The sequence below is a fragment of the Rathayibacter sp. VKM Ac-2805 genome, from assembly GCF_009834265.1.
Taxonomy (GTDB): Bacteria; Actinomycetota; Actinomycetes; order Actinomycetales; family Microbacteriaceae; genus Rathayibacter.
In genome coordinates, this window is sequence record NZ_CP047185.1 from 257,427 (window position 1) to 275,759 (window position 18,333).

Below are 18,333 nucleotides of genomic sequence, written 5' to 3' on the forward strand. Positions count from 1 at the left end.
CCACTCTCCCAGTCGACCGCGCCACGCCGCGCGGGGAGCGGCGTGGCCGACATCACGGCGAAGGTCGCGCTACCGCGCGACCTTCGCCGCGATGTCGCTCCGATACAGTCCGCCATCGAGGTGGATCAGGTCGAGCGCGCGGTACGCCCGCTCCCGCGCCTCGGCGAAGTCGGCGCCGCGTGCGACGACGTTGAGCACGCGGCCGCCGGTGGCGACGAAGCTCCCGTCGACCAGCTGGGTCGCCGCGTGGGCGATGGTGACGCCGGGGACGTCCGCCGCCGCGTCGAGTCCGGTGATGGTCCGTCCGGTGACGGCGTTCTCGGGGTAGCCCTCGCTCGCGAGGACGACGGTGACGGCGACCTCGTCCGTGAACGCGGGCCACGGGACGGAGGCGAGCGCGCCGGTGGCCGCCGCGTGCAGCAGCGCGGACAGCGGGGAGGCGAGGCGGGGGAGGACGACCTGGGTCTCGGGGTCTCCGAAGCGGGCGTTGAACTCGATCACGCGCAGGCCCGCGTCGGTCACGATGAGGCCGCAGTAGAGGAGTCCGACGAAGGGGGTGCGCTCGCGCTCGAGCTGGCGGATGGTCGGGATGGCGACCGTGTCGATCACCTCGTCGACGAAGGCGCGCTCGCTCTCCCAGCGGTCGGCGAGCCAGGGGAGCGGGGAGTAGGCGCCCATGCCGCCGGTGTTCGGCCCCTCGTCGCCGTCGCTCAGGCGCTTGAAGTCCTGCGCGGGGGAGAGGGGGACGACGTCGTGGCCGTCGGAGAGGAGGAAGAGGGAGACCTCCTGGCCGGCGAGGAACTCCTCGATGAGGACGTCGCCGGACTGCAGCCAGAACTCGGCGTGCGCGATCGCGGCGCTGCGCGACTCCGTCACCAGGACTCCCTTGCCCGCGGCGAGGCCGTCGGCCTTGACGACCGAGGGGAGTCCGTACTCGTCGATGGCGCGGGTGGCGTCGACCAGGGTGGAGACGCGGGTCGCGCGGCCGGTGGGCACGCGGGCCATGTCCATCACGCGCTTCGCGAAGGTCTTCGAGCCCTCGAGTGCGGCGGCGGCCCGGTCGGGGCCGAAGGTGGGGATGCGGCGCTTGCGGAGCGCGTCGGCGACTCCGGCGACCAGGGGCGCCTCGGGGCCGATGACGACGAGCTCGATGCCCTGCTCCACCGCGAAGTCACTGACCAGCCGGGGGCTGTTCGTGTCGAAGTGGATGACCTCGACGTCGCGCGCGATGCCGGCGTTGCCGGGCGCCGCGATGATCTCGTGGTGCTCCTCCTCCGCGAGGAGAGCCGTGATGATGGCGTGCTCACGGGCACCCGAACCGAGGACGAGGATCTTCACCCTGACAGGATAGGGCGCCCCGCGCCGGGGCTGGTCCCTGTGACGTCCTCCTCCGCAGGGCGGCGCTGCGGACGCCGACACGCCGGGCGGAGCCCCGCGGAGGCCTCCGGGAGCGAGCGGCGGCGGCAGGATGGGTGCATGGCCAAGGGCAGGATCGACGAGGCGAGCGGGCAGTCCGCGGTGCGGGCGGCGCTCGCCGGAGGAGCGGACCGGAACACGACGGCGACGGCGGTGCGGTTCCTCCTGCAGATCATCGAGACGAACGTCCCCGGGCGCAGCGTCGAGGTGCGCGTTCCGCCGTTCGGCGCGGCCCAGTGCGTCGAGGGCCCGGGCCACACCCGCGGGACTCCGCCGAACGTGATCGAGATGGACGCGGCGACCTGGCTGCCGCTCGCGACCGGCTCCCTGCCGTGGAGCGAGGGCCTCGCGAGCGGGCGGATCCACGCCTCCGGAGTGCGCGCGGACCTCACGCCGTTCCTCCCCATCCTGCGCGTCGGCTGAGCGTCGGCGAGTTAACTTCTCGTAAACGCGGCGGCGAGCCGTCGTCAGAACGTTTGACCTGGGCTCCGCCGTCGGGTTGTCTGGGAATAACCCCCTCACGCGGCACGAATCCTCTCCGGATCCACCGCTCGATGCTTGGAGTCCCCTTCACGATGCGCAGTACTTCCCCGGGCCGACGCGGCCTCACCCGACTCCTCTCCGCGACCGCCGTCGGCGCCGTCGCCGGAGCGGCCCTCCTCGGCGCCACGCCCGCCGCGGCGGCCGAGGGCGATGTCGCCATCGACATCCTCTCGATCAACGACTTCCACGGGCGGCTCGCCGCCGACCGCGCCGTCGCCGGAGCCGCCGTGCTCGCCGGTGCCGTCGACTCCTACCGCGCCGCCAACCCGAACACGCTGTTCGTCTCGGCCGGCGACAACATCGGCGCCTCGACCTTCGTGTCGAAGGTGCAGGGCGACATCCCCACGCTCGACTCGCTCAACGCGATGGGCCTCGACGTCAGCACGCTGGGCAACCACGAGTTCGACCAGGGCCGCGCCGATGTCGACGGCCGCGTCGTGGACGCCTCGGCGTTCCCCTACGTGAACGCGAACCTCTACGACACCGCGACCGGCGAGCGCGCCTACTCCCCGTACGTGATCACCGAGCAGGACGGCGTCTCCGTCGCCTTCATCGGCGCGATCACCGAGGACCTCGGCAAGCTCGTCAGCCCCGCCACGATCTCGACGCTCTCCATCGAGCCCATCGCCGAGAACGTCAACGAGGTCGCCGCGCAGCTCCAGGACGGCGACGCCGCCAACGACGAGGCCGACGTTGTCGTCCTGCTCCTGCACGAGGGAGCCGACGCCGACGCGGCCGAGCTGAACACTCCGGAGGCGGACCCCAAGTTCGGCGCGATCGTCAACGCGGTCGCCCCGAACGTCGACGCGATCGTCTCGGGCCACAGCCACCAGGAGTACGACGCGGGCATCGACGCGGGCCGGGCCTTCCCGACCGTCGTGTCGCAGACCGGCAGCTACGCCGAGAACATCGGCCGCATGTCCCTGACCGTCGACCCGGCGACCAAGCAGCTCACGTCGCTCACCAGCGAGGTCGTGCCGCTGACGAAGGTCGTCGACGACCCGACCTCCGACGACCCGGCCAAGACGATCGTCGTCGGCGCCTTCGAGCCCGACCCCGAGGTCGAGACCATCGTCGCCGACGCCCAGGCCGTCGCCGTCCGCGAGGGCAGCGTGAAGGTCGGCACCATCACCGAGGACATCTCGCGCGCCTACCGCCCGGACGGCACCACGACCAACCGCGGCTCGGAGTCGACCCTCGGCAACCTCGTCTCGGACGCCCAGCTGTGGGCCACCCGTGAGCTCGGCACGCAGATCGCCTTCTCGAACGCGGGCGGCCTGCGCGACGACCTGTCCTACACCGCGACTCCGGACCAGCCCGGCGACGCGGACGGCGTGGTCACCTACGCCGAGGCCTCCGACGCCCAGCCCTTCGCGAACACCCTGGTGACCCTGCAGCTGACCGGCGAGCAGATCTCCGACCTGCTCGAGGAGCAGTGGGTGGGCAGCTCCAGCCACCCGCAGCTGAACCTCTCCACCTCGAAGGACCTCACCTACGTCTTCGACGCGACGGCGCCCGAGGGCTCGCGCATCTCGCAGGTGTTCTTCCAGAACGAGCCGATCGACCCGGCCGCGACCTTCACCGTCGTGACCAGCAGCTTCCTCGCGAGCGGCGGCGACGGCTTCAGCACCTTCACCGAGGGCACTGGCACGGCCGACTCCGGCCGCATCGACCTGGACGCCTTCGTCGGCTACATCCAGGACCTCGGCACCGTCAGCCCCGACCCCGTGCAGCGCACGATCGGCCTGACCGACAACGTCCCGGACTCGGGCGAGTACGCGGTCGGCGACACCATGACCGTCGACCTCTCCTCGCTCCTGTTCAGCACCGGAGCCGCGGCCGACACCACCGTGACCGCGAGCGTCGACGGCACCGTCGTCGGCACCGCGACGATCGATCCGACCCGGGCCGTCACCGACGACTCGACCGGTCGCGCCTCGTTCTCGGTCCCGATCGACGAGAGTCTGGCGGGCGGCGCGCACACCGCGACGTTCGCGCTCGACACCACCGGCACCGAGATCAGCGTCGGCTTCGCCGTCGCGGCCGGTGCCGGAGCGGGCACCCCGACTCCCGGACCGACCACGGAGCCGACGCCCGCGCCGACCACGCCGCCCACCACGGGCCCCGCGCCGACGCCGACCACTGCTCCGGTCGCCGGCTCGCACCACCTCGCCGAGACCGGAGTGGACGCGACCCCCGCGTTCGCCGCCGGGATCGCCGCTCTGCTGCTCGGTCTGGGCATGACGGTCGCGCGCCTGCGCCGCCGCACCGCCGCGAAGTAGCCGCACCACGCGCACGACGGGCCCTCGACTCCGGTCGGGGGCCCGTCGTCGTGTGCGGGGCGAGCCGATGGTCGACCCCCGGGAGCCGCGGCGGGGAGGCGCTCCCCGAGGAGCGGCGCCAGCCCCCGGAGACGCGAGAACGCCGCCTCCCGGTCGGGAGACGGCGTCGGAACGCGATGAGGTGCTGTCGCGGAGCGGCGGGGCTCAGTGCTGCGCGGGGACCTGACGGTAGCCGTCGCGGCTGGCGACGAGCACCGTCGACACCGTGCCCCATGCGGCGAGGCCACTGAGGACGACGAGGATTGCGATGCTCATGAGTGTTCTGCCTTTCGTTGCGGCGGCTTCTGATCGATCCGCCGGGATGCTGTGTACAACGTCCAGTGTCCGGCCGCGTGTTCCGTAGGACAATCGAACTGTTCTTGCCCTGACGTGTAGTTTCTCTACATGGACGTGCGACGGCTGGAACTGCTCCGCGAGCTCTCGATGCGCCGCTCGATCACGGCCGTGGCGGAGGCGACGCACCGCACGCCCTCCGCGGTCTCGCAGCAGCTCAAGGTGCTCGAGCGCGAGGCCGGCGTGCCGCTGATCGAGCGCTCCGGCCGCGGTGTGGTGCTCACGGCGGCGGGACGCGAGCTCGCCCGGAGCGCCACCGAGATCGCGATCGCGCTCGAGCGGGCCGACGCCGTCTGGCAGACGTTCAAGAACAACCCGATCGGCGAGGTCACCATCGCGACCTTCCCCACTGCGGGCCAGATGCTCCTCCCGAACGCGCTGGTCGCGCTCCGGAGCGTCGAGGGGCTCGTCGTGCAGTGCGAGGACGCGGACCCCGGCACCGACGAGTTCGCCGACCTGACCGCCGACTTCGACATCGTGCTCGCCCACTCGCCCACCGGCAGAAGCGCCTGGGCCGGTCGCGGCCTCGCGATGGCGGAGCTGATGATCGAGCCCCTCGACATCGGCCTGCCGGCCGGGCACCGCCTCGCGGACCGGGCGACGGTCTCGGCGGCGGATCTGGTCGGCGAGACCTGGATCGGCGTCCCGGACGGGTTCCCGTTCGAGCGCGTGATGCAGGACATCGAGACCGCGTCCGGCGAGGCGGTGCGGGTGGAGCAGCGCTTCGCGTCGACCCGCGTGACGGAGGCGTTCGTCGCGGCGGGCCTGGGCATCGCGGTGCTCCCGCGCTACACGGCGGGCGGCGCGGGAGTGGTGGTGAAGCCGCTCCGCGGGGTGAACTCCGTGCGGCACATCGTCGCGCTGATGCGGCCGGACCGGGCGGAGCGGCTCTCGGTCCGCACCGTCGTCCGCGAGCTGCGCGCGCAGGCGGGCCGGCTCGTGCACGCGCTCTGAGCGATCACGGTGCCTTGCCCTCGCCCGCGCGGGGGAGAATGGAGGCATGAGCGATCCCGCCCGCCCCGAGGTCACCCGCGAAGAGGTCGACGTCCGCCGCTCCCCGCGCGTCTGGCGCATCCTGACCCTCGGCGTCGGGCTCGGAGCGATCGCGGCCTTCGTGCTGACCTTCGCGCTGCCCGAGACGCAGGGCTTCTCCCGCGGGCAGGTCTTCGGCTTCAGCCTGCTGCTCTTCGTGACGCTGTTCGGCGCTCTCGCGGGGCTCGTCGTGGTGCTGCTCGACCGGGTCGTCGGCGGGAAGGTCGTCCGGACCACCGCCGAGCGGATCGTCGAGCGCGAGGACGCGGCCGAGGAGCCCGGGGCCGAGGAGGCCCTGCCCGACGCGCGGACGACGTCCGATGAGGACGACCCGCAGACGGGGTCCGACCGGGTCTAGCCGGCGGAGGCGGGCCGCCCTGCGGCCGCTGCACTCCGCTCTGCGCTGAAGGTCCCGCCCGCGGCTCGCGCTCGCGGACGGGACCGCGGCGTCAGCGTCCCCGGCGCGACGAGGAGCGGCGGCTGCTGCTCGGGGTGGACGTCGGGCGCTTGGCGGCCGCGCGCTTGGCCTTCTGCGACTTCGAGATCTTCTTGGCCACGAAGGTGAGCAGGAACGGAAGGATTCGGTAGATCACGGGGGACTCCTCGGGTGCATGCGCGCGGGGCCGCGCACCCTCCGATCATGGAGCGGCGCACGGATCCGCGGCACCCGTTGCGCCGCGCCCGGCGCTGTGCAGAGCTCAGCTCAGCTGCGTGCGCTCCACCCAGTCGAGGTACTCCGGGGTGACGGTGCCCGTGACGTACTCTCCGGTGAAGCAGCTGGTCTCGAGGTCGGTGACGTCCGAGCCCTCGAGGATCGCCGCCTTCATGTCGGCGACCTCCTGGTAGATCAGCTGGTCGGCGCCGATCGCCTCCGAGATCTCGGGGATGCGGCGGTTGTGGGCGACGAGCTCCTGGCGCGAGGGCATGTTGATCCCGTACACGTGCGGGTAGCGCACGGGAGGCGCGGCGGACGCGAAGGTGACCGTGTTCGCGCCGGCCGCGCGGGCCATGTCGACGATCTCCTTGGAGGTGGTGCCGCGGACGATCGAGTCGTCGACGATCAGGACGTTCTTGCCCTTGAACTCGCTCGACATCGCGTTGAGCTTCTGCCGCACCGACTTCTTGCGGACCGCCTGCCCGGGCATGATGAACGTCCGGCCGACGTAGCGGTTCTTGTAGAAGCCCTCGCGGTACTCGATCCCGAGCTTCTGCGCGACCTGCATCGCGGCGGGGCGGGAGGAGTCGGGGATCGGCATGACGACGTCGATCGCTCCGCCCGGGGTGTACTGCGCGATGGTGTCGGCGAGGCGGTCGCCCAGGCGCAGGCGCGCCTCGTAGACCGAGATGCCCGACATCACGGAGTCGGGGCGGGCGAGGTAGACGTACTCGAACGAGCACGGGATGAGTCGCGGATCCTTCGCGCACTGGCGGCTGGCCATCCGGCCGTCGGGGGTGATGAAGACCGCCTCGCCGGGAGCGACGTCGCGGACGATCTCGAAGCCCTGCGCCTCGAGCACGAGCGACTCGGAGGCGACGACCCAGTCGTCCGGCGCCCCGGTGTTGCTGCGGCGGCCGACGATGAGCGGGCGGATCCCGAAGGGGTCGCGGAACGCCAGCAGCCCGACGCCGGCGATCAGCGCGATGGTGGCGTAGGAGCCCTCGACGCGCTCGTGCACGCGGGCGACGGCGTCGAACACCTCGTCGGCGTCGAGGTCGCGGCCCGACATCGAGGCCTGCAGCTCGTTCGCCAGCACGTTGACCAGCAGCTCCGTGTCGGAGGTGGTGTTGAGGTGGCGGCGGTCGATGCGGAAGAGCTCCTCGGTGAGCTCGCGCGTGTTCGTGAGGTTGCCGTTGTGGACGAGGATGATGCCGTACGGCGCGTTCACGTAGAACGGCTGGGCCTCCTCCTCGCGCTCGGCGTTGCCCTTCGTCGCGTAGCGCACGTGGCCGAGGCCCATGGATCCGAGCAGCGAGCGCATGTCGCGGGTGCGGAACGCCTCGCGGACCTGTCCCGCGGCCTTCTTGATGTGCAGGGTGCTGCCGTCGGCGGTCGCGATGCCGGTCGAGTCCTGGCCGCGGTGCTGCAGGAGGGAGAGGCTGTCGTAGATGGACTGGTTGACCGGTCCGGAGGACACGATCCCAACGATTCCGCACATGCCGGAGGGGCTCCCAAGGGGATAGCAGGGGGGTTTGACGGTCCATCCTGGCACGCGGGGGACTCATCCCCTAATGGTTCGCCGTGGGCGGATCCGTGGTCGTGGGGGTACTCAGGGCGGCGTCGACCGGCGGATCGGCCGGGCGGTCGGTCGGGGAGCCGCGCGGCCGCTCAGCTGCTCGGAGCCGTCCAGGCGCCGGCGAGGCTGCGGTCCAGGACGCGGCGCCAGCCCTGCGGAGCCGCGGACTCGCGGCTGGTCGTGCCCGCCATCCAGAGCAGGGCCATCAGGTCGTCGTGGGTGAAGTCGGGGGAGAGGGATCCGTCGCGGTGGGCGGCCTCGACGAGATCCCGGCCGAGCTCGATCGAGCGGTCGCAGGCCTCGATGAGGGCGACCGCGTCGGGGAAGCGGCGCAGCATCGCGTCGTTGAGGGCGGGGTCCTCCAGCTGGAGGTCGATCATCCCGGAGACGAAGCGCTCCAGGCGTCCGCGGGAGGACCGCTCGGCGAGAGCGCGCTCGGTCAGGCCCTTCAGCTTCTCGCCGGCGACGGCCGGGACGACGGCGTCGATGAGCTCCTCACGGGAGCCGACGCGGTTGTAGAGGGTGCCGATGCTCACGCCGGCGTGACGGGCGATGTCCTCGAGGGGGGCGGCCAGGCCGCGGGAGCCGAAGACCTCGAGGGCGGCGGCGTGCAGCTTCTCGACGTTCCGCTGCGCGTCCCGGCGCAGGGCCTTCTGCTCGTCCATGCGATCCTCCCGATGATCTTGAGGTACCACTCAACTTATGGTGCACTGGGTCTTGAGGCTGACCTCAACTTAGCAGCCCCGCTCATCGCGCCCCGGGGCGCACGACGACAGGACCCCCATGCCCCTTCTCACCGTCATCGGCGCGGGCCCCGGCCTCGGCCTCGAGATCGCCCGCGTCTTCGGCCGGGCCGGCTTCACCGTCGCTCTCGTCTCGCGGAACCAGGAGAAGCTGGACGGCCTGGCCGCCCGCCTCGCCGAGGAGGGCATCGAGGCGACGGGGTTCGCCGCCGACATCGCGCAGCCCGAGACCCTGGCCGCCGCGCTGCGGGCGATCCGTGCCGACCTCGGTCCGATCGACGTCCTCGAGTTCTCCCCCGCCGACTCCGCTCTCACCCCGGTCGGCGTCCTGGACGTCACGTCCGAGAACCTGCAGCCGCAGATCGACTTCTACCTCGGCGGCGCGCTCCGCGCCGTCGGCGAGGTGGTTCCGGACATGATCGCCGCCGGCAGCGGGACGATCCTCGTCACCACCGGCGGCGGCTCCGTCTCCCCGCACGCGGCGCTGGCGAACATCAACATCGCCGCCGCGGGCCTGCGGAACTGGGTCCTCAACCTCCACTCCGCGCTCGAGCCCCGGGGCGTCTACGCCGCCCACGTGGCGATCACCGCGCTCATCGACGGCGGCCACCCGGACGCGGCGGCCGAGGTCATCGCCCGGTCCTACCTCGACCTCCACCGCAGCCGCGACCGCGCCGAGCTGCACTACGTGGCCTGGGACGCGTGACCGCGGGCGCGGAGCGGGAGCTGCCGGCGAGGCGGACCCGGATCCGCGCCGCGGCGGGAGAGGGCAGTCGGTAGGGTCGTCGCGTGAGTGATGAGACGAGCAGCTACGCCCGCGCAGGAGTCGACACGGCGGCGGGGGACCTCGCCGTCGAGCTGATGAAGTCGGCGGTGTCGGCGACGCACGACAGCCGGGTCCTCGGCGGGGTCGGCGGCTTCGCGGGCCTGTACGACGTCTCCTTCCTCCGCGACTTCCGTGCCCCCCTCCTTGCCACCTCGACCGACGGCGTCGGCACCAAGGTCGCGCTCGCCCAGGCGATCGACAAGCACGACACCATCGGGCAGGACCTCGTCGGCATGGTCGTCGACGACATCGTCGTGGTCGGCGCCCGCCCGTTCTTCATGACCGACTACATAGCGTGCGGCAAGGTGGTCCCAGCCCGCATCGCCGACATCGTCGCCGGCATCGCGCGCGCCTGCTCCGAGACGGGCACCGCGCTCGTCGGCGGCGAGACGGCCGAGCACCCGGGCCTGCTCGGACCCGACGACTACGACGTGGCGGGCGCGGCGGTCGGCGCGATCGAGGCCGACCAGGTGCGCGGCGCCGACCTCGTGCGCGACGGCGACGTCGTGGTGGCGATGGCCTCCTCCGGACTGCACTCGAACGGCTACTCGCTCGTGCGCCACATCCTCGCCGAGCGCGGCATCGGCTTCACCGACCGCTCCGAGGAGCTGGGCGGCGTGGTCGGCGAGGTGCTGCTGGAGCCGACCCGCCTCTACACCCGGCCCCTCCTCGATCTGCTCGACGACGCCGAGCTCGGCCCGGCCGTCCACTCCATCAGCCACGTCACCGGCGGCGGGATCGCGGCGAACCTCGCCCGGGTGCTGCCGCGCGGCTCCTGGGTCGAGGTCGAGCGGGCGAGCTGGAGCCCGTCCGACGTGTTCCGCGCGCTCGCCGGGATGTCCGGCGCGACGCTCGAGAGCACCGAGGGCACCTGGAACCTCGGCATCGGCATGTTCGCCGTGGTCGCGGCGGAGGCGGCCGACGGCGTGATCGCACGCCTCGAGCGCTCGGGCGTCCCGTCGTGGGTCGCGGGCCGCGTCTCGACGGCCGCGCGCGGGTTCGAGGGCTTCGAGCAGGGCGCGAAGGGCGTCGACGGCGGAGCGGTCCGCCTGGTCGGGTCCTACGCGGGCTGATCCCCGGAGGCGCCGCGGATCAGCGCGGTACGGCGTGCGCGCGCTCCCAGGAGTGCTCGTGCCGGGTCAGCAGCCACGAGCCCGCCGCGCAGAGGGCGCAGGCGGCCGCGGTGGCGAGCAGGGCGGTCGCCCAGGTCGGGGCGTCGCGGCTGACGAGCAGATTCGCACAGGCGACCAGCACGCCGAGGCCGGCGCCCGCGCTGGTGCCGAGCACGAACGGGCCGTCGCGGCGGCTCGCGACGCGCACCGCGACCATGCCGGCGACCGCTCCCGCGCCTCCGACGACTCCGATGCCCGCGCCGGAGGCCGCTCCCATGAGCAGGCCGAAGCTCACCAGCCCGGGCGGGCCGTCGGCGGCGAGGACGCCGGGCAGGTAGAGGACCAGGGCGACGGCGGCGCCGACCGCGCCGCCCACCAGGATCGCGCCGACCAGCAGGGCGGCGGTGACGTAGCCGACCCGCGCGACAGGCCGCGCGGATCCTCCGGGTTCGAACATTCGCGGCTCCATCGACGCGGCCCGCGGGGCAGCGGGCGGTCCTCGGACAGTACGCCCGAACGCCCCTCGGCGGAACCGCCGTCGGGGATCGGCGGGACTAGCGCCGGAGGGTCTCGCTCGGGAGCTCGCCGAACCGCGTCGCGTAGTGCTGGGCGAAGCGGCCGCCGCTGATGAACCCCCAGCGTGCGGCGACGTCGCCGACCACCAGCGAGCCGATCGATCCGGCCGAGAGCTCCTCGTGCGCGCGCTCGAGGCGGACGTCGCGCAGGTAGTGCCGCGGGGTCTCGCCGAAGGCGCGCTGGAACGCCAGCTGCACGCCGCGGACCGTGAGCCCGGCCGCGTCGGCGATGTCGGCCACTCCGAGGGGCAGGTCGGCGTTGGCCTGCACGAACTCCACGGCCCGGCGGAGGCGCCGCGCGCTGACCGAGGGCGGCACGGCCGGCAGCGGGGCGATGCGGTGGGCGAAGGTCTGCAGGGCGGCGAGCGCGGCGATGCGGGCGACGCCGTCGCGCTGCAGCACGGTGGGCGTGTGCGGGGAGGCGAGGGTGTCGCGCAGGAGCCGGATCGCGGCCCACCAGGCGGTCGTGTCGCGCGCCACGGGGGCGAACCGCAGCGGGCCGGGCTCGGTGCCGTGCAGCTCGGCGGCGATCGCCTCGAGGTGGGCGGCCTCGAAGTGCACGAGCGCGTCGCGGTACTCGAGGGCCTCGAAGCCGAAGGGCCGGCCGCTCGGGAACATGGCCGGGCGGCCGACGACGAGGCGGTGCTCGTCGCGCCCCAGGTCGAGGGAGGCGCGCCCCGCGGTCAGCCAGAGGGCGACGTAGACGTCGCTCGGGGCCACCGTGCCGCGCACCCGGCCGAGGAAGGAGGCGGAGTGGAGGCTCACGGGCCCGGGCCCGGTCGTCGTGTAGCGGAACGCGAACGGCACGACCGAGCGCTCGGCCCGGAAGCCGGAGCCGTTGTACGAGCCGGCGTAGAACTCGCGCGCCTCGTCGAGGTCGCTCCCGCGACGCTCCGACTGCCACACGGGCAGCCGTGCGGGCGGGGAAGTGCTCATCCGGTCAGTGTCCCAGGGGGCACCGACATTCTGCACTCAGTGGCGGAAAGCGGGAGAACGTGCTCAGCCGAGCGACCCGCGCTCCAGGTCGGGTCCCTCACCCGCCGGATCCCCGTCCGCACGCGAAACGGGGCCGCCCCGAGGGAGCGGCCCCGATTCACGGGAGGAGTCACGCACGCTTCTGGTGCGGCTCCTCGACGAGGTCCGTGTCGTCGCCGTCGTCCTCGGCGTCGATCCACTTCGAGTAGTCCGGCTCGTCCGGGTGGCTGAGCTCGCGCTCGAGCGCGCTGTAATCGACCGCCGGGCTGAACGACTTCAGCTCACGGGCGATCTTGGTGTTCTTCGCCTTCTGACGGCCGCGCCCCATGGGTGACCCCCTCACGATGACAGGCCAGACGGGCAGTGAGCCGGCTGGGGAAAAGAGCAGACAGGGAAAGTTGAAATCTACGCGGTAGTTTAGCAGACGGGGGACACGCCACCCCGGGCCTCGATCTGCCGGACGGCCGCCCATCCTCGACCGCGTCAGGAGCACCGTGGACAGCGTCGCCCCACCGCGTCCCGTCGTGGTGATCGGCGCGGGCCAGGCGGGTCTGTCCGTGGCCTACTACCTGCGCCGTCTCGGCCTCGTCCCCGGGCGCGACCTGATCGTCCTCGACCGCGGTCCGGAGCCCGGCGGGGCCTGGCAGTTCCGCTGGGAGGCCCTGCGGCTCGGCTCCGCGCACCGCGTGCACGATCTCCCGGGCATGGAGCGGATGGGGCTCTCGTTCCGCACGGCCGATCACCGGCGACCGGCACGGGACGTGGTCCGCGAGTACTACGGGCGCTACGAGGAGGAGCTCGGTCTCGAGATCCGCCGTCCGGAGTCGGTGCGGCGCGTCACGAGTGCGACGCCGCACGACACGGGGTCGCCGCTCGTCGTCGAGTCCGACCGCGCGGTCGAGCGCGCGAGCCTGCTCGTCAACGCGACCGGCACCTGGGGATCGCCCTTCGTCCCGCACTACCCCGGGCGCGACCGCTTCCGCGGAGTGCAGATCGACCCGACCGAGTACGTCCGCGCCGAGGACTTCGCCGGGAAGCAGGTGCTCGTGGTCGGCGGCGGCACCTCGGCGATCGGCTTCCTGCTGGAGCTCGAGCGGGTGGCGCGCTCCCTGACGTGGGCGACGCGGCGACCGGTCGTCTACCACGACGGCGAGCAGCTGGCGATGGAGTCGGCGGTGGAGGCGGTGGCCGAGCAGGACCGCGCCGCCCGCGCCGGGCTGCCCCTCCCGAGCATCGTCGGCGGCACGGGCGTGCAGCGCACCCGCCGGGTGGTCGCCGGGATCGAGCGCGGGCTCCTGCACGAGCGGGGGATGTTCTCGTCGATCGAGGAGGAGGGCGTGCGCTGGCCCGACGGCTCCTTCACGCGCGCCGACGCGATCATCTGGGCGACGGGCTTCCGGCCGGAGCTGCGCCACCTCGCTCCGCTCGGGCTGCGCGAGCGCGAGGGCGGCATCGCGGTCGCCGACGGAGCCTCGCTGACGGATCCGCGCGTCTTCTTCGCCGGCTACGGCCCGACGGCCTCGACCATCGGGGCGAACCGCTCGGGCCGGCGCATCGCGCGCGCGGTCGTGGCGCGCCTGCCCTGAGCGCGCCTGCCCTGAGCCGGCCTGATCTGAGCCGGTCTGCCCTGAGCGGCGCGGCGCCTCAGATCCTGCCGTCCCAGTCCACCGGCACCACGGAGCCGCGGTAGCGGATCCCGTCCACGCGGATCGGCCCGGCGAGCGCGGGCGAGAGCGGCGCGACGACCAGGGTGTCGCCTCCGGGAGCGAGCCCCAGCGCCGCCGACAGCACGGCGACGGAGGCGGCCGCCGACCAGGCCTGCGGTCGGCAGGCCGCCGGGTACGGCACCGGCGCGTGCACCTCGGCGGCGGGGTCGCCCGAGTGCAGCTCGGGCATCCGGTAGCCGAAGCCCTCGGCCGCGGCGATCAGTCCGCGCGAGAGGGTCGTCGCCTCCGCCCCGAAGCCCTCCCGGGCGAGCCCGGTGACGGCGATCGCGGTGTCGTGGGCCCAGACGGAGCCGCCGTGGTACGACAGCGGCCAGTAGCCGCCCGAGCCGGTGTCCAGGGTGCGCAGGCCGAAGCCCGAGTCGAGCCCGGGGGAGACCAGCAGCTCGGCGACCCGGGCGGCGTGCTCGGGGGAGAGGATGCCGGTGCCGAGGAGGTGGCCGAGGTTGCTGGTGATCGTGTCGACCGGGCGCCCGGCCGCGTCGAGCGCGATCGCCGGGTAGCCGCCGTCGGCGTCGTCGATCCAGAACGCCTCCGCGAAGCGCGACTTCAGCGTCGACGCCGCCTCGCGCCACTCCGAGCCGTCGCGGCCGAGGTGCTCGAGCAGCGCCGCTCCGCCGACCATGGCCTCGTGGGCGTAGGCCTGCACCTCGCAGAGCGCGATCGGACCCTCCGCGAGCGTGCCGTCGCGCCACTGGATCGAGTCGCCCGAGTCCTTCCAGCCCTGGTTGGCGAGGCCGTGCCCCGTGGTGTCGACGTACTCGAGGAACCCGTCGCCGTCGGAGTCGCCGTCGTCGCGGAGCCAGCGCAGCGCCGCCTCCAGAGCGGGCAGCAGCTCCTCGACCTCGTCGTCCGGGAGCCCCCAGCGCCAGGCGTCGTGGAGGAGGCAGACCCAGAGCGCGGTGGCGTCGACCGTGCCGAAGTAGAGCGGGGGCAGCGAGACGCCCTCGCCGGGGATCTCGAGGGTCGTGGCGCGCAGCTCGTGCATGATCCTGCCCGGCTGCTCGGCGGTGTCCGCGACGTGGCGGGTGCCCTGCAGGCCGGCCAGGACGCGGAGGGTGGAGGCGGCGATCCCGGTCCCGAGGGGGAGGAGCATCCGCGCCGCCCAGATCGAGTCGCGGCCGAAGAGGGTGAAGAACCACGGCGCTCCCGCGGCGAGGAACGGCTCGCCGGGGCGCTCCACGGTGACCATGCGCAGGGCGTCGAGGTCGTCGAGCGCGGCGCGGCACCAGGAGGCGAGGCGGGAGTCGCCGGTCTCGAGCGCGGTCCCCGCCCATTCGGCCGGTCCGGACGCGGCGGCGACCACGGCGGAGGCGTCCTCCGCGGCGACGCTCCACACGACCTCGACGCTCCCGCGGGCCGGGACCACGACGCTCCAGGTGAGCACCGTGCCCGAGATCGAGGCGCCGGGCGCGCGCAGCTCGGCGCGGACCGGGCCGTGGGTCCAGTCGAGACCGCCGTCCACCGGAGCGGTCGCGAAGGAGGGCTCGTCGCGGAGCCCCGCCTTCACCACGTGCACGAGCGAGAAGTCGGGGTCGAGGGTCAGCTCGACGGTGGTCGCGACCTCGTCGGGGAGCGCCGACTCGAGGCGGATGCTCTCGCGGACGCCTCCGGCGGAGACCTCCCGCGAGCGGACCACGCGGATCCGCGGGTCCGCGGCGGCGTCGTCGAGATGGCGGGCGAGCGCGGTGAAGCGGGCGGAGGAGGCGCCGTCGCGGCCGGTCGCGATCGCCTCGAGCGCCGCGCCGCCCACACGGAGCGAGGCGCCCGCGAGCACGCGCACGTCGCCGAGGTAGAGCCCGTGCACGGGGCGGGAGCCGACCTCGCCCGCCTCGTCCGACCACAGCTGCACGGGTGCGCGGAGCAGGACGAGGGAGTCGTGGAGGAGGGGCTGGCGGGGCGGGGTCTGTCGGTCGTCGCGCTCGGTCGTCACTGTCGACTCCTCACTGGATCGTCGGTGCTGGGGGCGTGCCGCCGATCGTCCTCCGCCGGCTCCGGGAGTGCCGGAGCGTGGCGGACGGTTGACGGCAGCGTCGTCGGAGGTAACCTTACCGAAGGATTTGATCGATCAAACCGGTGGATCCCGCCAGGTTGGAACGATCAAGATCACGTCGAGGAGGACGCATGGCACTGCCGACCGTCGAGGACGTCGCCCGTGCCGCCGGCGTCTCGCGCCAGACCGTGTCGAACGTGCTCAACAGCCCGCACATCGTCCGCGACAGCACCCGCGAGCGCGTCGAGAAGGCGATCGGCGACCTCAACTACCGGCCGCACGCCTCCGCCCGCCGCCTCCGCACCCGCAAGTCCGGGACCATCGGCGTCCGGATGGACCGCGTGCTCGACGGCATCTCCGGCAGCCTGCTCGACCGCTTCCTCCACGCCGTCACCGAGCAGGCCGACGCGCGGGGCATGCGCATCCTCCTCTACACGGCGAAGAGCCCGGAGGAGGAGATCGAGCGGATCGGGCGCCTCCGCGACGGAGCCGACGTCGACGCCTTCGTGCTCACCTCCACTTTCTACGGCGACCCCCGGACCGCCTGGCTGATCGAGCAGGCCGTGCCCTTCGTCACCTTCGGCCGTCCCTGGGGCGTCGACGACCGCAACGACCCGCAGCACCTCTGGGTCGACGTCGACGGCGCCGCCGGGCTCGCCCAGGCCACGGCGCACCTCGCCGACAGCGGCTGCTCCCGCATCGGCTTCCTCGGCTGGCCGAGCGGATCCGCGACCGGCGACGACCGCCGCAGCGGCTGGGAGCGGGTGCACCGCGAGCGGTTCCGCGACGCGCCACTGCTCGCCGCCTCCTCCGAGGACGACGTCCAGCAGGCCCGGATCGCGGCCATCGAGTTCCTCCGCTCGACCCCGGAGCTCGACGGGCTGGTCTGCGTCTCCGACTCGCTCGCGCTCGGCGCCTCGATGGCAGCCGTGGCCGTCGGCCGGCCCTCCCTCCCGATCGTCGGCTTCGACAACACCCCGGTCGCCGCGGCCGTCGGCCTGCCGAGCATCGAGCAGGACCTCGACGCGGTGGCCGCGGGCGCGCTCGAGCTCCTGCTGGGCGAGCGCGGCGACGACGTCGTCCACCGCTCGCTCGCGCCGGGCGAGGCCCACCGCCTGATCGAGCCCCACCTCGTGCTCCGCACACCCCTCCACCACCCCGCCGACTGAGGCGCCGTCACTCCGACCGGCGCCCCTCCCCACGAAAGGCCAGACCATGACCCCCACCCACCGCGCGGCACGCTGGGGTGCCGCGATCCTCGCCGGAGGCCTGCTGCTCCCGCTCGCCGCCTGCTCGAGCGGCTCCGACTCCGGTGACGCGGGCGGCGACTCCGCCCTCACCGTGATGATCGGCTCGTCCGGCGACGCCGAGACGACCGCCGTCACCGACGCCGTGAACGCCTGGGGCGAGCAGAACAGCACGACGGTCGACGTGGTCGCCGCCAGCGACCTGACGCAGCAGCTCGGCCAGGGCTTCTCCGGCGGCAACCCGCCCGACCTCTTCTACATGAGCTGGGACCAGTTCCAGACCTACGCGAGCAACCGCTACCTGGAGCCGTACGCCCAGGACGCCGGGAACGCCGACGCCTTCTACCCGGCGCTGCGCGACGCGTTCAGCTACGACGACCGGTTCTACTGCGAGCCCAAGGACTTCTCCACGCTCGGCCTCGTGATCAACACGGACCTCTGGGCGGCGGCCGGCCTCACCGACGCGGACGTCCCCACCGACTGGGCCTCGCTCGAGTCGGCGGCGACGAAGCTGACCGCGAACGGAGTGACCGGGCTCTCCTTCGGCGCCGAGTACGCGCGCATCGGCACCTTCATGAACCAGGCCGGCGGATCGCTCCTCTCGGAGGACGGCACCACCGTCACCGCGGACACCCCCGAGAACGTCGCGGGCCTGACCGAGGTGAAGACGCTGCTCACCGACGGCGTGCTGAAGTTCCCGGCCGCGCTCGACTCCGGCTGGTCCGGCGAGGCGTTCGGCAAGGGCGCGGCGGCGATGGTCATCGAGGGCCCATGGATCAACGGAGCGCTCGCGGCCGACTACCCCGACGTGAACTACCGCGTCGCCGAGCTCCCCGCCGGCCCCGGCGGGAAGTCGACCTTCACCTTCAGCAACTGCTGGGGCATCCCCGTCGGCAGCGCCACGGCCGAGAAGACGGAGTCGCTCGTGTCGGCCCTGACCTCGGACGAGCAGCAGCTCGCCTTCTCGGACGCCTTCGGAGTCATCCCCTCCACCGAGACCGGAGCCGCCGAGTACGCGACGAAGTACCCCGAGAACGCCGCCTTCGTCTCCGGCAACGACTACGCGGTGAGCCCGGTGGCCTTCGCCGGCGCGGCGACCGTCATCACCGACTTCAACTCGGCGCTCGAGGGCCTCGCGACCGGCGACCCGGAGTCGATCCTCGGCGACCTGCAGACCAACCTGCAGGACGCGCTCGACACCGCGAACGCGAAGTAGCCCGGCCGGGAGGCGGCGGACC

Annotated in this window: 17 protein-coding genes; 9 read left to right on the top strand and 8 right to left on the bottom strand. The window is 73.2% G+C overall.

The window, feature by feature from the left end; genetic code table 11:
• Positions 1-69 precede the first annotated feature (69 nt).
• Positions 70-1,338: a phosphoribosylamine--glycine ligase gene (gene purD, locus GSU40_RS01225; protein WP_160033181.1), complete on the bottom strand. Its 1,269-nt coding sequence runs from the start codon at positions 1,336-1,338 to the stop codon at positions 70-72.
• A gap of 138 nt (positions 1,339-1,476) precedes the next feature.
• Here purD and GSU40_RS01230 point away from each other — a divergent pair, with 138 nt between their 5' ends.
• The 4 genes from GSU40_RS01230 to GSU40_RS01245 all read left to right on the top strand — a co-directional run bounded on the left by GSU40_RS01230 (position 1,477) and on the right by GSU40_RS01245 (position 6,024).
• Positions 1,477-1,839 (top strand): sterol carrier family protein, encoded by a 363-nt coding sequence (locus tag GSU40_RS01230; protein ID WP_104223770.1) that lies wholly within the window; start codon positions 1,477-1,479, stop codon positions 1,837-1,839.
• Between the two features lie 152 nt (positions 1,840-1,991).
• Positions 1,992-4,241, top strand: a complete 2,250-nt coding sequence (locus GSU40_RS01235) for a bifunctional UDP-sugar hydrolase/5'-nucleotidase (RefSeq protein ID WP_104282656.1) — start codon at positions 1,992-1,994, stop codon at positions 4,239-4,241.
• Positions 4,242-4,685: 444 nt separating this feature from the next.
• Positions 4,686-5,588, top strand: coding sequence for a LysR family transcriptional regulator (locus tag GSU40_RS01240; RefSeq protein WP_104223768.1), 903 nt, complete (start codon positions 4,686-4,688; stop codon positions 5,586-5,588).
• Between the two features lie 46 nt (positions 5,589-5,634).
• A complete protein-coding gene (locus GSU40_RS01245) occupies positions 5,635-6,024 on the top strand; it encodes a hypothetical protein (protein WP_160033183.1) in 390 nt (129 codons plus the stop codon).
• A gap of 91 nt (positions 6,025-6,115) precedes the next feature.
• Here GSU40_RS01245 and GSU40_RS01250 read toward each other — a convergent pair whose 3' ends face one another.
• The 3 genes from GSU40_RS01250 to GSU40_RS01260 all read right to left on the bottom strand — a co-directional run bounded on the left by GSU40_RS01250 (position 6,116) and on the right by GSU40_RS01260 (position 8,565).
• Positions 6,116-6,259: a hypothetical protein gene (locus tag GSU40_RS01250; protein ID WP_159940146.1), complete on the bottom strand. Its 144-nt coding sequence runs from the start codon at positions 6,257-6,259 to the stop codon at positions 6,116-6,118.
• A gap of 105 nt (positions 6,260-6,364) precedes the next feature.
• On the bottom strand, positions 6,365-7,822 hold the full coding sequence (purF, locus tag GSU40_RS01255; RefSeq protein ID WP_104223766.1) for an amidophosphoribosyltransferase: 1,458 nt from the start codon (positions 7,820-7,822) through the stop codon (positions 6,365-6,367).
• A 170-nt stretch (positions 7,823-7,992) separates the two neighbouring features.
• Positions 7,993-8,565, bottom strand: a complete 573-nt coding sequence (locus GSU40_RS01260; protein ID WP_104282655.1) for a TetR/AcrR family transcriptional regulator — start codon at positions 8,563-8,565, stop codon at positions 7,993-7,995.
• A gap of 118 nt (positions 8,566-8,683) precedes the next feature.
• Between GSU40_RS01260 and GSU40_RS01265 the strand changes: the two genes are divergently transcribed.
• Complete coding sequence (locus GSU40_RS01265) at positions 8,684-9,349, top strand: SDR family NAD(P)-dependent oxidoreductase (RefSeq protein WP_160033185.1); 666 nt, start codon at positions 8,684-8,686, stop codon at positions 9,347-9,349.
• An 83-nt stretch (positions 9,350-9,432) separates the two neighbouring features.
• Complete coding sequence (purM, locus tag GSU40_RS01270) at positions 9,433-10,542, top strand: phosphoribosylformylglycinamidine cyclo-ligase (protein ID WP_160033187.1); 1,110 nt, start codon at positions 9,433-9,435, stop codon at positions 10,540-10,542.
• Positions 10,543-10,561: 19 nt separating this feature from the next.
• On the opposite strand, the gene GSU40_RS01275 is transcribed toward purM, so the two are convergent.
• From GSU40_RS01275 to GSU40_RS01285, 3 genes are all read right to left on the bottom strand, one after another.
• On the bottom strand, positions 10,562-11,038 hold the full coding sequence (locus GSU40_RS01275; protein ID WP_104354929.1) for a hypothetical protein: 477 nt from the start codon (positions 11,036-11,038) through the stop codon (positions 10,562-10,564).
• Between the two features lie 97 nt (positions 11,039-11,135).
• Positions 11,136-12,092, bottom strand: a complete 957-nt coding sequence (locus GSU40_RS01280) for a helix-turn-helix domain-containing protein (protein ID WP_104282652.1) — start codon at positions 12,090-12,092, stop codon at positions 11,136-11,138.
• 169 nt (positions 12,093-12,261) lie between these two features.
• A complete protein-coding gene (locus tag GSU40_RS01285) occupies positions 12,262-12,459 on the bottom strand; it encodes a DUF3073 domain-containing protein (protein WP_097167615.1) in 198 nt (65 codons plus the stop codon).
• Positions 12,460-12,625: 166 nt separating this feature from the next.
• Here GSU40_RS01285 and GSU40_RS01290 point away from each other — a divergent pair, with 166 nt between their 5' ends.
• Complete coding sequence (locus GSU40_RS01290; RefSeq protein ID WP_104226818.1) at positions 12,626-13,717, top strand: FAD-dependent oxidoreductase; 1,092 nt, start codon at positions 12,626-12,628, stop codon at positions 13,715-13,717.
• Between the two features lie 58 nt (positions 13,718-13,775).
• Here GSU40_RS01290 and GSU40_RS01295 read toward each other — a convergent pair whose 3' ends face one another.
• The gene (locus GSU40_RS01295; protein ID WP_160033189.1) at positions 13,776-15,788 is read right to left on the bottom strand and encodes a glycogen debranching N-terminal domain-containing protein; all 2,013 of its coding nucleotides are present in this window, start codon (positions 15,786-15,788) and stop codon (positions 13,776-13,778) included.
• A 191-nt stretch (positions 15,789-15,979) separates the two neighbouring features.
• Here GSU40_RS01295 and GSU40_RS01300 point away from each other — a divergent pair, with 191 nt between their 5' ends.
• Both GSU40_RS01300 and GSU40_RS01305 read left to right on the top strand, forming a co-directional pair.
• Positions 15,980-17,017 (top strand): LacI family DNA-binding transcriptional regulator, encoded by a 1,038-nt coding sequence (locus GSU40_RS01300; RefSeq protein ID WP_104247390.1) that lies wholly within the window; start codon positions 15,980-15,982, stop codon positions 17,015-17,017.
• A gap of 46 nt (positions 17,018-17,063) precedes the next feature.
• A complete protein-coding gene (locus GSU40_RS01305) occupies positions 17,064-18,311 on the top strand; it encodes an extracellular solute-binding protein (protein WP_104282650.1) in 1,248 nt (415 codons plus the stop codon).
• Positions 18,312-18,333 lie beyond the last annotated feature (22 nt).